Raw genomic sequence first — 9,698 nt, forward strand, 5'->3', positions numbered from 1 at the left:
CTCACTGGGGAGGCGTGGTGGCTGTGGCAGGCAAGAGTCGGCGGGGGAAGTGGGTCGCTGCGGTGGTCGTGGTCGCTGGGATCTTCGGCGTGTCGTGGCTGGTCGCCGGCGACGACGGTCACAGCAAGGAAGTGTCGCGAGAGACGGTGTCGCCGTGGCCGTTCACGGTGGAGTCGGGGACGCTGCGGTGCCGGCCGGGGCAAGCGGTGACGTTCGAGGCTGGCGGCACTGAGTACGGCCTGAACGGTGCAGCCCAGGTCAGGTACGTGAAGCCGCAGTCGATCTGGGCTGACGATCCGACACTCGGCAACGGCCTGAAGGTGAACCTTAGCTCGGTGGTCAAGACCGGGCTGGCGCTGTGCTGAGCTAAGCCGCCAGGACGCGCCCTGCCCGCTTGCGGGTCTTGGCTTCGGCTCGGGCGAGGGTGATCTGCCGATAGAGCGGGCGTCCTCGTTCGTCGAGCCCGTCGGGCTGTATGAGGCCGCGACGTTTCCACTGCCAGATGGTGTCGACCGTGACGCCGCACAGGTCGGCGCCTTCGGCGGGGGTCATCAGTTCGTTCATCGAGACCTCCCGGGAACGCCGAAGGCCCGACCGTGGTGGTCGGGCCTTCGTGAAGTGGGCGCACCTGTGGTGCTGTCATCAGCCTGACACAAGGTGCCGATCTTGTGCAAGCGCCTCAGCTCTCGGGCTGCGGCTGCGGGGCTGGCGTGGGCCAGATGACGCTGTGGCCGCTGCCGCGCTCGACGACGATGGGCTCGGGGGTCGGCGCGGGCTGCTGGTCGGTTCCGTTGGCGTAGGCCATGATGTGCTCCTCTGCTGCTCTGGTGGGTGGTGGAGGGCCCGGGGCGGCCGGTTTGCTGGCAGGCGTGGCGGCCGCCCCGGGGCGCTGCTACTTGCCGCAGGCAGCCGCGTGGTCCCGGGCCGCCTGGTCGTCGGCGTCGAGCACGAGGTTGGTGCACCCGGTGCACTGGTAGCCCTGACGGCCCTCGTCGTCCCACAGGGTGGTGACGGTGCCGCCGTTGGCGGTGGGGTGGTGGGCGATCACGGTCATGGCCATGGTGCGGGTATCTCCTTCAGATCGGTCGGTTGTGCGGGCGTAGTCAGACCGGCAGGCGGTCGTACAGCTTGGTGATCTCGTCGCGGGTCTGGCGGATCTGGTCAGCGAGGCGGTGGCGCTTGGCCGAGTCGTAGGCGGCGTCGACGAACGCGTGCTGCAACTCGGTGAGTCGGGCCTGGGCGGCGGCGATCTGCTCGTCGATGGTCATCGCGCGTTCTCATCACGCTGGCGGCGCATCTCGGCTTTGATGTCGTCCTCGGTCGCACCGAGGGCCAGTGCGGCGGCCATGGCTCGGAGGGCGATGTGCGGGTCGGTGAGGCAGGCGGGTCCGCCGTGGGCGAGGACTTCGCGGGCGGCCTTGGCGATGGCTTCGGTCTTGGTCATGGGTCTCTCCGATCGGTAGGTCGTCGGGTAGGTGGGCCCGGTAGGGGGCCGGTAGGGCGGGCGGTAGGTGTGCTCTGACCTGCGGTTCCTACCGCCTACTGGCCGTCCTCGGGGTGGGCCGCGGGTGGCCCAGGGGAGCGCGTTCACGCGGCGCTGTGGACGATGGCCGGGACGGGCGCGGGGTCGGCCTCGGGGAGGTCGGCCAGGAGGACCGCCGAGCGGTTGTAGTGGCGCCCCCCGATCGTGAGCTTCTTCTGCTCCACGATCGGGACCCCGTGGGAGGCCAGTTCGTCGGCGAGGTCGGAGACCGTCCAGTCGGTCATCTGGCCGCGCTTGCTGGCCTCATCGAGGACCGCTTGGAGATGGGCGGCGGTGCCCTGTTTGGTGAGGCTGGCGGTGTGCCGGATGAGGGCCCACAGCACCTCGACCGCGGGGGCTTCCTGGATCCACTCCCCGTCGTCCGGGTCGGGCTCGCTGGCGTCCGCCTGGGGGCTGGTGGCCGTCTTGCTGGCCGCAGGTCCGGTTTCCTGGCCGCGGATCAGGGCGGTCAGGGTCCAGAGGGTGAGCACGCCGGCGATGATCGCCGCGTGGCGGCCGCGGAGCATGGGCCAGACGACGACGGTCGCGACGACCGTGCACCCGGCGGTCACGAGGAGAGGATTGGTAGGCCGCTCCCCCTTGAGGTCGTCCAGGGCCTTGGCGCGCTGCTCGGGGTCTTTGACCTCCAGGGCCTGGGCCCGGCGTTCTTTCCAGGCGGCCAGCGCTTCGGCGTGGCTGGCCTTGGCGTCGGCGTGCCGTGCCTTGAGCGGGGCCAGCATGCGCCGGTTACCTCGGGCGATGGCAGTGAGCGACATCCCTTCGAGGTAGCGCTTCATCAGGCACCGACCAAGGGCTTGAGAACAGACCCGAGCACGGCGAGCGGCAGGGCCCAGAGTCCACCGGCGGCGGCGTACACGCTCGGCAGGGTGGGGCCGAGGATGCTGTCCAGGATGGGCCGGGGCTTGGTACCGAACAGGACGATCGTCAGGATCGCGGCGACGGCGCCAACGCCGACGTTGCCGAACGCCTGGCTCTGCGAGGAGAAGGCGTGGGCGAGAGTGTCACCCACCGTGCCCGGTGCGCTGAACGCCTGGCCGGCCCCGGCCGCGAAGACGCCGAAGAGGATCATCCACCAGGCGGTGTGGCTGTCCTTGTGCTTCTCGGCGAGTTTGCCTTTGCCTCGGTGGCCGACGATCACCCAGACCGCGATGGCAAGGCAGACGCCACCGGACCCGAAGGCGCCGAACAGTGAAGTCATGATCGGTGCTCCTAGTGGTGCAAGAGCTGGCCGGTGGCGGACAGCAGGGGGGCGAGGTGGAGGCTGGCGGCAAGCGCGGAGCCGAAGGGAACGCGGGTGAGGGTGACGGCGGCCAGCGGACGCACGCCGCGCAAGTCGGTGATGCGTACTGCCGAAACCCAGCCGCCGCGCAGCCAGACGTCGAGGCAGTAGGCCCCGCCGAGGGCGGCGATGGTGACGTGGTAGGGCAGGGAGCCGAGCCACTGGACTAGGCCGATCGAGTAGCCAGCGGAGGCGGAGAGGGCGGTGAGGGTGCACCAGCGGCGGAACCGTTGGGCGCGCCTGGTGCCGTCCTGGCGCCACAGGGCGGATGCCTTGCGCCTACGGTCGGCCGCCTCGCGGCGGTGCCTGGCCTTGCGTTCGGCCTCGGTCTCCCCCTCGGCGGCGTAGCGCGCTTCGCGGTCGGCTCGGATGCGGGCTTCGCGTTCTTCGGAGGTCTCGGTGATCATTTCGCCGATGGTGTGGCCCATCCGGTGCGCGAAGGCGTTCCAGTCGAAGGGCGGCTGGTCGGGCTGCGGGCTGGCTTCGGCCTGGCGGTCGGTGTCGTCCTTGCGGGGGTCCACCGGCTCGGTGGTCGGGCCGTTCTGCTTGGCGGGCCAGCTCTTGCGCCACCACTCGAGGACGGGCTGCTGTTCGGTGGCGTGTCCGATGGTGGGCGGGTAGGCGGGCGGAGGAGGTGGCGGTGTCATGGTCAGCGGCCCTTTCGGGGGGCGAGGCCGCCGGCGCGGAGCCACGCGGCGGTGCTGGCGTCGGCCTTGCGGACGTTGCGGCTGTCGCGGAGGCGGTCCTTGGCGGTGCGGCCGGTCGTGATGGTGCTGGCGGTCTTGTTGCCGCCGGTGAACAGGGACCTGAGGCCCATGGCTGTCTCCTGGAGCGGAGGGGCTGGTTGGTGGCGCTGTGGGCGCGGGCGCCGTGACGGCGCGGGATGGTGCGGTCAGTCACCGGTTCGTCGAGATCGGGAGGCGCCCGTCCACGGCGGTGCAGCGCGTGGCGGTCAGTCGCCGACGACGGCCCGTCGGAGTTCCTGCGCGTCACGCCGGGAGAGGCCGAGCTGTACCTGCAGCGTTTCGATGGTGACCGGCCGACTCGGCTTCCCTTTGCGGGCCTGCCGGTCCAGGCGCCGTGCGGCGGCGAGCAACTGGGACCTGGTCATGGTGGACGGGTCCTGGGTGACCACCGAGGTGACCATGTCGCGTGCCGGACGCTTGGCCGCCACGGTGGTCATCACGCGGTCGTGCTGGTGGTCATCCTGCGGGCGCGGGGTGACCGGCGAGGTGACCAGTCCGGCTGCCACCAGTTGGGCGGTGATCTGGTCGTCGTCGGCGCCGGGCATGAGGCTGCGGGCGTACTCGGCGGCGCGGTCGGCGTCGGTCAGCTCGGGCTCGGTGGCGGGGAGCTCGTAGGCGGCGTGCATGTCCGCGGTGACGCCTTCGACTCGGGCGAGCTCGCGCTGTACGGCGGCGGTCGCGAGGCGGGCGTGCGCGGCGGACAGCCGGCGCTCGACCCACTGCTGGGAGCGGTCGTCGAGTTCGACGCTGAAGTGCCGCATGCTCATGGTCCACATCCCCTTGGCGAGCGCGGAGACGAGGGCGCCGATGATGCCGACGACGATCGCACCGTGGCCGCCCTGGAGGATGCCGTGGGCGCAGACGGCGGCCATGGCGATGATGAGCGCGACGTAGCCGGCCTTGCGGGGGCCTGCGGCCTTGCGGCGGTCGTAGCGGGCGAGCCACTCCAGGGCCATGCAGCTGATCCAGGCGAGGTCGAAGACCCCGGCGGCGCCGTAGCCGATGACGGGCTGGACGGTGCGGGCGAGGAGGTCGCCGATGCTGGCGGTCGACCAGGCGATGCTGCCGGCGACGGTGAGGGCGGTGGCTCCGGTGACGGAGCCGCGGACGATGCGGTCCCAGTCGCGGGGCGGGATGGGCACGGCGGTGGCGTACTTCTCGGTGACCATCTCGGTGACGCCGTTGATGGTGTGCGGGACGGTGCGTTCCTGCTGTACCTGCCGGGAGCGCCGGAAGGTAGGGTTCAACTGGGTCATGGGAGGGCTATCTCCTGTGGTCAAGGGCCTGGGCCGGGGCTGCGATCCCCGTGCCTGGGCCCGTTCTGTTAGAGGTGCTGGTCGATGAGGCGGCGGATGACGGCGGAGCGACTCCCGCCGTTGGCGGCCTGGTTGAGCTTGGTGAGCTGCGGGCCGTAGAGGGTGATGCCGCCGATGATCTTCTTTGCGGGCTTCTCGGGCGTGCCGGTGTTCACCGGCTTATCGTCGGTGTGCATATGCACAGACTAGCTTGGTGTGCATATGCACGCAAGTGCCTCCACTCGACTAGTGCATATGCAGCCCATACGCTGGGCGGATGGTCAGCCGCGCGAAGGACAGTCACACCACGAACAGAGTCGTCCGCATCGGCGACGACGACTGGAAAGACCTTGGCGAGCGGGCGGGTGAGCGCAACCGTGCCGAGATCATCCGCGCTCTGGTCGCCTGGTACCTGCGTAGGCCAGGCGCAAAGCTGCCCGAGCGCCCGCCAGCCCCGAAGGATCCGACGGGCGCCTGACGTCACGCCGCGTTGAGGGCGTTCAGGTAGGCCTCGGCGCGCTGGTCGTACTCGTCCTGGCGCAGGACGGCCCAGCAGCTCTCGTTGCCGCACCGAATGTCGTCGCCGTCGAGCTGGGACAGGCTGTAGAGCTTGCACCGCGGACAGGGCAGCTGCAGCGCGCGCCAACGGGGCCGGACGGCGGCGAGCCGGTCGAGAGTGCACCAGGCGCCGTGGATCTCGGCGGCGTACTCGTCGGCCCACATCTGCAGCACCGACCAGGCGAGGACGTCGCGGCGGCCGAGGTAGGCGAGGAGGTCGTCGAGGCGGCCGGACTCGGGGCCGCCGAGGTCGCTCTCCTCGACGTGGATGCGGGCCCAGGTGGCGACGGTGCCAGCAAGGGGCACTATGCCGTCCTGGTCGCCATGGGGGTCGCGGACGTCGCCGGGGGCGGCGGGGCCGAGGTAGGAGGCGACGTGCATGACGAGCGGCGCGGGCGGGGTGCGGGTGGCACCGGAGACGCGGGCCCCCCGGCGGCCGGCGCCGGGCATCACGGAGAGCTGGGCCCAAGCGGCGAGGAGCGGGATCTCGGCGAGCTCGCGGGCGAGGCGGCTGCCGGTCGAGAAGTCGAGCATGAGCGTCTCCGTGCGGTGTTCAGCGGGTGGGCTGGTAGTCGGCGAGGTCGCGGATCACGTCGCGGATGGGGCGGGGCGGCGGGTCGAGGGGCCAGTCCTCGCTGTCGTCGGTGAACAGGAGGTCGGGCAGCCACTCGTCCCACTCGTCGTCGGGGCAGGTCACGGCTGGGCCCCGTCGAGGACGGCGCGGAGGCGATCGGCGTACAGGCTGGCGACACCGTGAGGCGAGCAGTAGGTGGCCATCTCGTCGGCGAACCCGTAGGCGGCGGCGATACGGGCCTCGGCCTGCTCGGCGCGCTCCCGGTAGTCGGCCTCGCGGAATGCGCGCTGCCGCCACTGGGCGAGTTCGTCCTCGGCGGTGGCAAGCTGCTTTACGACCTGCTGGTGGTAGGTGCCGAGCGACGGCCGGCCGAGGGTGGCGCTGAGCGTTGCTTCGAGAGATCCAGCGAGGACGGCCCGGAGTGCCCGGACGCCGGCGCGGAGGGCGGCGTGCTCGTCGGGGGTGAGTGCGCGGCCGGAGGTGTGGCCGATGAGGTGGTCGAGCTGTTCGGCGGTGGGGGTCATCGACTGGCCTTTCGCTGCTGGCGCTTCAGAGCCCGGCGGGTGGCGCGGTTGGGGCGGGGGTCGGGCGCGTCGTCGGGGACGACGGTCTCGACGCGGGTGACGGTGGTGTCCCAGGTGCGGCCTGGGCGCGGGGCGTGCTCGAAGGTCACGACTGGTCCTCCCCGGCGGGGAGTTGGGTGCCGGGGGCGGCGTGGCGGCTGAGGGTGTGGCCGTGGCGTTCCCAGAGGATGGCTGGCTGGTGCTCGGTGGCGGGGGTGACGCCGATGTCGTCGGGCATGTCGGGCATGGGGGGCCTCCGGGTGGCGGCGAGGCGGTAGGCGAACCAGACGACGAGGGGGATGCAGGCGGCGATGAGGACCAGGGTGGTGTTCACGTGCGTCTCCGGGGGTGGAGTGCGAGGAGGGTGGCTGCGAGGCCGGCGCCGTAGAGGGCGCCGGCCACGGCGAGCCAGGGGGAGACCGTCACGCGGTGGGGCCAGTCTCGGGCTCGATCAGACAGGCAGCAACGGCCGCGTCCCACAGCTCGCAGGTGGGGATCGGGTCACCGGGTCGCCAGACGGCCTGGATTCGGGAGCAGGCCCGGCAGTAGGTGAGGTACCGGGAGGAGCCGGTGACGGCGCAGGGGTCGGGTTCGAAAATGGGCCGGTGGGTTTCGGCGAGGCGGCGGGCGAGGTCGGTCACTTCTGGCCGCCGTCCTGGCCGAGCACCGCGCGGGCAACGGCGAGGGCGGCGTCGGGCTGCTGTCGGGCGATCCAGGCAGTGCGGGCATCCGGATCGTCGGGCCAGACCTGCGCGGCAGCGGTTTCGGCTGCGGTGACGCTGCGGGCTGCACCGTCGATCAGGCGGGCGACGGCGTCCATCGCGGCCGGGCTGAAGATGGCGACCTTGTCGGCCGCGATGTGGTCGCGCAGGCGCTGGGCTGCGGCGGCGAGCAGGTCGGCGGGCTGGTCGGTCACGGTGAGGCTCCTACTGATCTGGGAGCTACTAGGAGGTAGCTAGGAGGGTGGGGCCTGCCAGCAGGCCCGGGCGGGTCAGCTGAGCGGCAGTTCGTGGATGGAGCGGTAGGCCTTGGCCCAGCGGCCGGTCAGGCCCTTGACGCGGAGCTCCCAGACGCGGAGGCCGAGCGCGCTGGTCTCCTGGTCCCATCGGTAGTCGGCGGGGTGCTGCCGAATGCGGCGTTCGTCGCTCTCGGCTTCGGCCTGCGCGAGGGCGAGGCTCATGTGGGCGCTGTGGGGGCCCTCGCTGTTGGCGACGACGTAGACGGTGGCCACGGTGTACTCCTCGGGGTGGTGGGCCTGCCGCCGGGTGACGGCAGGCCGGGGCGGGGTCAGGGGGTGAGGTCTTCGCCGCACTTGGTGCACTGCGAGTGGGCGCTGAGCAGGCCGCCCATGGCGTCGTGAAGGTGGATCATGTGGACGTCGCCGCCGCAGTCGGCGTGCTCGACGTTCTCGGCGCGGTAGGTGCGCTCGGGGCCGCCGCCCCAGTCCTCGGTCTGGATGAGGGTCCACTGGATCTGGTCAGGGTCGATCGTGCTCACGGAGTTCTCCTTCGGATGGGGCCGCCTGCGGTCACGGGCGGCGTCGGGTGTCAGGGGGTCAGCTGGTCGCGGCGCGGGCGGCGTCGAGGAGGTCGGCGGCCGCGTCGACGCCGTCCGTTTCGTTCGGGGAGACGATGGCGTACCGGAGCATCTCGGCGGCCTCGGTGAGCGTGCGGTCGCGGGCGGCGACCAGCTCGGCGCGGAGCCGGTCGATCTCGGCGTCGCGGCGGTCGAGCTCGGGCTGGACCACGGCGAGGGCTGCGTCCGTGAGCGACGGGGCGTCACCGTGGCAGAGCGAGCACCCGGTCTCGAAGCGGTGGCCGCCGTCGCCGTGTTGGGTAATCGGGGGCATGTTGGCGGCCCAGGGGACGGCCGCGATGCGGAGGGCGTGCTCGATGCGCTCGGCGAGGCTGGGCGGCGGGGTGCCGGTCACCGGGCACCGCCGTCCAGGACCGCGCGGGCGGCCTGCTCGATGGCGTGGTTGATGGCGTGCTCGGCGTCGTCGACGGGCTCGGAGATCAGGAGGGCGCGGACGCGGCTGGCGGCGGCCTCAAGGATCTTGCGGGTTTCGGCGGCGGTGGCCATGTGTGTCTCCGTGGTGGGTGTGTGTGGTGGGCGGCCGGTGGGTGCCGGCCGCCCGGGTCAGGGGTAGCCCTCGTGGTAGTGGTCGATCCGGCAGTCGGCGCACAGCGGACGCCAGCACACCCGGCACCAGGTGGTAGACGGCCCGCGCTCACAGCGCCAGCACGGCTTGGGTTCGGCAGGGTTGGCGGTCGGTGCGATGGGGGCGGGGTTCTGCGCGGCGCCGCTCAGCCACGGGTCATCGGTCATCGGGCGCACGGCTTTACGTTCAGGTCTCCGTAAAAGTCGCTGGGGTCGTCGTCCTCGGACAGGAAGTCGCTGAAGACCTCGCGGCAGACGTCGTCGATCGTGCCGGCGATCACCTGCGTGCGGTGAGCGCCGCGTCCGGAGTCGCGGAGGTTGTGGCTGCAGCCGGTTCGGTGGACGACGGGCTCTCCGCCTCCGGTGTAGATGACCGTGTACGACAGGGCCGGTGTGGAGTGCTCGGCGATCTCGTCCGGCGTGGCCTGGCGAATCTCGACGGTCCGGCCGTCGCGGTAGTGGAGGTTCGCGCCGGTGCGGGATGCGGACATCTGGTCTACGTCCTTGCGAGTGGGGCCACTGATGGCGGAGTCGATCTCGTCCGCGGCCTGCTGGCGGGTGATAAGGGTGGTGGTGCCGTTCTCGTTGCGGATGTGGGTGAGGTCCATCGGTTCCTCCAGCTCACGGGTGGCTTGCCACCCATAGAGTGGCACAAGACTAGACGGGTGGCAAGCCACCTGAGAGGATCGGCCCATGGCCAACATGCACAAGCACAAGCAGCGCGTCGTCCGAGGCATCGACGACGACCTCACCGCAGCGTTCGACGCCGCAGCCAAGGCGGCCGGCTCGGATCGGTCCGCGGTCACTCGCCAGCTCTGGGAGTGGTTTGCGGGCCGCCCAGGCGCCGAGCTCCCCAAGCGCCCCGAGCCGCCGAAGGCCTGACCCGTACCGCCCCGCAGCCGCCGGCCGACGCCGCGCGGCGCTTCGTGCTGCCCTGACGCGGTGTCGGTCGGCTGAGTCACGGTGGCTCCTGTGGTGGT

The 9,698-nt window shown here is 71.5% G+C and carries 27 protein-coding genes; 3 read left to right on the forward strand and 24 right to left on the reverse strand.

Annotation, left to right across the window (positions count from 1 at the left end; all coding sequences use genetic code 11):
- The first annotated feature begins 23 nt into the window (after positions 1–23).
- A complete protein-coding gene (locus ACGF07_RS25540; protein WP_392902316.1) occupies positions 24–365 on the forward strand; it encodes a DUF2511 domain-containing protein in 342 nt (113 codons plus the stop codon).
- 1 nt (position 366) lies between these two features.
- On the opposite strand, the gene ACGF07_RS25545 is transcribed toward ACGF07_RS25540, so the two are convergent.
- From ACGF07_RS25545 to ACGF07_RS25595, 11 genes are all read right to left on the reverse strand, one after another.
- Positions 367–564 carry a MerR family transcriptional regulator gene (locus ACGF07_RS25545; RefSeq protein ID WP_392902318.1) on the reverse strand — a complete coding sequence of 66 codons (198 nt, stop codon included), beginning with the start codon at positions 562–564 and terminating at the stop codon, positions 367–369.
- 115 nt (positions 565–679) lie between these two features.
- A complete protein-coding gene (locus tag ACGF07_RS25550) occupies positions 680–805 on the reverse strand; it encodes a hypothetical protein (RefSeq protein WP_392902320.1) in 126 nt (41 codons plus the stop codon).
- Positions 806–892: 87 nt separating this feature from the next.
- A complete protein-coding gene (locus ACGF07_RS25555; RefSeq protein WP_392902322.1) occupies positions 893–1,060 on the reverse strand; it encodes a hypothetical protein in 168 nt (55 codons plus the stop codon).
- 43 nt (positions 1,061–1,103) lie between these two features.
- On the reverse strand, positions 1,104–1,268 hold the full coding sequence (locus ACGF07_RS25560) for a hypothetical protein (protein ID WP_392902324.1): 165 nt from the start codon (positions 1,266–1,268) through the stop codon (positions 1,104–1,106).
- A complete protein-coding gene (locus ACGF07_RS25565) occupies positions 1,265–1,444 on the reverse strand; it encodes a hypothetical protein (protein ID WP_392902326.1) in 180 nt (59 codons plus the stop codon). Before ACGF07_RS25565 ends, ACGF07_RS25560 begins: the two co-directional genes overlap by 4 nt.
- A 143-nt stretch (positions 1,445–1,587) precedes the next feature.
- Positions 1,588–2,262 carry a hypothetical protein gene (locus ACGF07_RS25570; protein ID WP_392902328.1) on the reverse strand — a complete coding sequence of 225 codons (675 nt, stop codon included), beginning with the start codon at positions 2,260–2,262 and terminating at the stop codon, positions 1,588–1,590.
- A gap of 56 nt (positions 2,263–2,318) precedes the next feature.
- Positions 2,319–2,741, reverse strand: a complete 423-nt coding sequence (locus ACGF07_RS25575; RefSeq protein ID WP_392902330.1) for a hypothetical protein — start codon at positions 2,739–2,741, stop codon at positions 2,319–2,321.
- An 11-nt stretch (positions 2,742–2,752) separates the two neighbouring features.
- A complete protein-coding gene (locus ACGF07_RS25580; RefSeq protein ID WP_392902332.1) occupies positions 2,753–3,469 on the reverse strand; it encodes a hypothetical protein in 717 nt (238 codons plus the stop codon).
- A 2-nt stretch (positions 3,470–3,471) separates the two neighbouring features.
- The gene (locus ACGF07_RS25585; RefSeq protein WP_392902334.1) at positions 3,472–3,639 is read right to left on the reverse strand and encodes a hypothetical protein; all 168 of its coding nucleotides are present in this window, start codon (positions 3,637–3,639) and stop codon (positions 3,472–3,474) included.
- A gap of 135 nt (positions 3,640–3,774) precedes the next feature.
- Entirely contained in the window at positions 3,775–4,824 is a 1,050-nt protein-coding gene (locus tag ACGF07_RS25590) for a protein transporter Sec31 (protein ID WP_392902336.1), read from the reverse strand.
- Between the two features lie 68 nt (positions 4,825–4,892).
- On the reverse strand, positions 4,893–5,060 hold the full coding sequence (locus ACGF07_RS25595) for a hypothetical protein (protein WP_392902338.1): 168 nt from the start codon (positions 5,058–5,060) through the stop codon (positions 4,893–4,895).
- Positions 5,061–5,140: 80 nt separating this feature from the next.
- Here ACGF07_RS25595 and ACGF07_RS25600 point away from each other — a divergent pair, with 80 nt between their 5' ends.
- Entirely contained in the window at positions 5,141–5,341 is a 201-nt protein-coding gene (locus tag ACGF07_RS25600) for a hypothetical protein (protein WP_392902340.1), read from the forward strand.
- A gap of 2 nt (positions 5,342–5,343) precedes the next feature.
- On the opposite strand, the gene ACGF07_RS25605 is transcribed toward ACGF07_RS25600, so the two are convergent.
- The 13 genes from ACGF07_RS25605 to ACGF07_RS25665 all read right to left on the reverse strand — a co-directional run bounded on the left by ACGF07_RS25605 (position 5,344) and on the right by ACGF07_RS25665 (position 9,326).
- A complete protein-coding gene (locus tag ACGF07_RS25605; RefSeq protein ID WP_392902342.1) occupies positions 5,344–5,955 on the reverse strand; it encodes a hypothetical protein in 612 nt (203 codons plus the stop codon).
- Between the two features lie 19 nt (positions 5,956–5,974).
- Positions 5,975–6,118, reverse strand: coding sequence for a hypothetical protein (locus tag ACGF07_RS25610; protein WP_392902344.1), 144 nt, complete (start codon positions 6,116–6,118; stop codon positions 5,975–5,977).
- Entirely contained in the window at positions 6,115–6,519 is a 405-nt protein-coding gene (locus ACGF07_RS25615) for a hypothetical protein (protein ID WP_392902346.1), read from the reverse strand. Before ACGF07_RS25615 ends, ACGF07_RS25610 begins: the two co-directional genes overlap by 4 nt.
- Positions 6,516–6,668, reverse strand: coding sequence for a hypothetical protein (locus ACGF07_RS25620; protein WP_392902348.1), 153 nt, complete (start codon positions 6,666–6,668; stop codon positions 6,516–6,518). Before ACGF07_RS25620 ends, ACGF07_RS25615 begins: the two co-directional genes overlap by 4 nt.
- Entirely contained in the window at positions 6,665–6,892 is a 228-nt protein-coding gene (locus tag ACGF07_RS25625; RefSeq protein ID WP_392902350.1) for a hypothetical protein, read from the reverse strand. The genes ACGF07_RS25620 and ACGF07_RS25625 overlap by 4 nt, the downstream gene beginning before the upstream one ends.
- A gap of 88 nt (positions 6,893–6,980) precedes the next feature.
- On the reverse strand, positions 6,981–7,199 hold the full coding sequence (locus tag ACGF07_RS25630) for a hypothetical protein (protein ID WP_392902353.1): 219 nt from the start codon (positions 7,197–7,199) through the stop codon (positions 6,981–6,983).
- Entirely contained in the window at positions 7,196–7,474 is a 279-nt protein-coding gene (locus tag ACGF07_RS25635; protein WP_392902355.1) for a hypothetical protein, read from the reverse strand. The genes ACGF07_RS25630 and ACGF07_RS25635 overlap by 4 nt, the downstream gene beginning before the upstream one ends.
- A 75-nt stretch (positions 7,475–7,549) precedes the next feature.
- On the reverse strand, positions 7,550–7,789 hold the full coding sequence (locus tag ACGF07_RS25640; RefSeq protein WP_392902358.1) for a hypothetical protein: 240 nt from the start codon (positions 7,787–7,789) through the stop codon (positions 7,550–7,552).
- 56 nt (positions 7,790–7,845) lie between these two features.
- Entirely contained in the window at positions 7,846–8,055 is a 210-nt protein-coding gene (locus ACGF07_RS25645) for a hypothetical protein (protein ID WP_392902360.1), read from the reverse strand.
- A 58-nt stretch (positions 8,056–8,113) separates the two neighbouring features.
- Positions 8,114–8,488, reverse strand: coding sequence for a hypothetical protein (locus ACGF07_RS25650; RefSeq protein WP_392902362.1), 375 nt, complete (start codon positions 8,486–8,488; stop codon positions 8,114–8,116).
- A complete protein-coding gene (locus tag ACGF07_RS25655) occupies positions 8,485–8,640 on the reverse strand; it encodes a hypothetical protein (RefSeq protein ID WP_392902364.1) in 156 nt (51 codons plus the stop codon). Before ACGF07_RS25655 ends, ACGF07_RS25650 begins: the two co-directional genes overlap by 4 nt.
- Before the next feature lie 57 nt (positions 8,641–8,697).
- A complete protein-coding gene (locus ACGF07_RS25660) occupies positions 8,698–8,886 on the reverse strand; it encodes a hypothetical protein (protein ID WP_392902366.1) in 189 nt (62 codons plus the stop codon).
- The gene (locus ACGF07_RS25665; protein ID WP_392902369.1) at positions 8,883–9,326 is read right to left on the reverse strand and encodes a hypothetical protein; all 444 of its coding nucleotides are present in this window, start codon (positions 9,324–9,326) and stop codon (positions 8,883–8,885) included. The genes ACGF07_RS25660 and ACGF07_RS25665 overlap by 4 nt, the downstream gene beginning before the upstream one ends.
- 85 nt (positions 9,327–9,411) lie before the next feature.
- Between ACGF07_RS25665 and ACGF07_RS25670 the strand changes: the two genes are divergently transcribed.
- On the forward strand, positions 9,412–9,600 hold the full coding sequence (locus tag ACGF07_RS25670; RefSeq protein ID WP_392902372.1) for a hypothetical protein: 189 nt from the start codon (positions 9,412–9,414) through the stop codon (positions 9,598–9,600).
- Positions 9,601–9,698: the final 98 nt, after the last annotated feature.

The sequence above is a fragment of the Kitasatospora sp. NPDC048194 genome (assembly GCF_043202455.1).
GTDB lineage: Bacteria > Actinomycetota > Actinomycetes > Streptomycetales > Streptomycetaceae > Kitasatospora.

Bases quoted from the DNA above. Each gene is read 5' to 3' on its own strand.
- ACGF07_RS25545 (WP_392902318.1), bottom strand. From the start codon at position 564: ATGAACGAACTGATGACCCCCGCCGAAGGCGCCGACCTGTGCGGCGTC.
- ACGF07_RS25550 (WP_392902320.1), bottom strand. From the start codon at position 805: ATGGCCTACGCCAACGGAACCGACCAGCAGCCCGCGCCGACCCCCGAG.
- ACGF07_RS25555 (WP_392902322.1), bottom strand. From the start codon at position 1,060: ATGGCCATGACCGTGATCGCCCACCACCCCACCGCCAACGGCGGCACC.
- ACGF07_RS25560 (WP_392902324.1), bottom strand. From the start codon at position 1,268: ATGACCATCGACGAGCAGATCGCCGCCGCCCAGGCCCGACTCACCGAG.
- ACGF07_RS25565 (WP_392902326.1), bottom strand. From the start codon at position 1,444: ATGACCAAGACCGAAGCCATCGCCAAGGCCGCCCGCGAAGTCCTCGCC.
- ACGF07_RS25570 (WP_392902328.1), bottom strand. From the start codon at position 2,262: ATGCTGGCCCCGCTCAAGGCACGGCACGCCGACGCCAAGGCCAGCCAC.
- ACGF07_RS25575 (WP_392902330.1), bottom strand. From the start codon at position 2,741: ATGACTTCACTGTTCGGCGCCTTCGGGTCCGGTGGCGTCTGCCTTGCC.
- ACGF07_RS25580 (WP_392902332.1), bottom strand. From the start codon at position 3,469: ATGACACCGCCACCTCCTCCGCCCGCCTACCCGCCCACCATCGGACAC.
- ACGF07_RS25585 (WP_392902334.1), bottom strand. From the start codon at position 3,639: ATGGGCCTCAGGTCCCTGTTCACCGGCGGCAACAAGACCGCCAGCACC.
- ACGF07_RS25590 (WP_392902336.1), bottom strand. From the start codon at position 4,824: ATGACCCAGTTGAACCCTACCTTCCGGCGCTCCCGGCAGGTACAGCAG.
- ACGF07_RS25595 (WP_392902338.1), bottom strand. From the start codon at position 5,060: ATGCACACCGACGATAAGCCGGTGAACACCGGCACGCCCGAGAAGCCC.
- ACGF07_RS25600 (WP_392902340.1), top strand. From the start codon at position 5,141: ATGGTCAGCCGCGCGAAGGACAGTCACACCACGAACAGAGTCGTCCGC.
- ACGF07_RS25605 (WP_392902342.1), bottom strand. From the start codon at position 5,955: ATGCTCGACTTCTCGACCGGCAGCCGCCTCGCCCGCGAGCTCGCCGAG.
- ACGF07_RS25615 (WP_392902346.1), bottom strand. From the start codon at position 6,519: ATGACCCCCACCGCCGAACAGCTCGACCACCTCATCGGCCACACCTCC.
- ACGF07_RS25655 (WP_392902364.1), bottom strand. From the start codon at position 8,640: ATGGCCACCGCCGCCGAAACCCGCAAGATCCTTGAGGCCGCCGCCAGC.
- ACGF07_RS25660 (WP_392902366.1), bottom strand. From the start codon at position 8,886: ATGACCGATGACCCGTGGCTGAGCGGCGCCGCGCAGAACCCCGCCCCC.
- ACGF07_RS25665 (WP_392902369.1), bottom strand. From the start codon at position 9,326: ATGGACCTCACCCACATCCGCAACGAGAACGGCACCACCACCCTTATC.
- ACGF07_RS25670 (WP_392902372.1), top strand. From the start codon at position 9,412: ATGGCCAACATGCACAAGCACAAGCAGCGCGTCGTCCGAGGCATCGAC.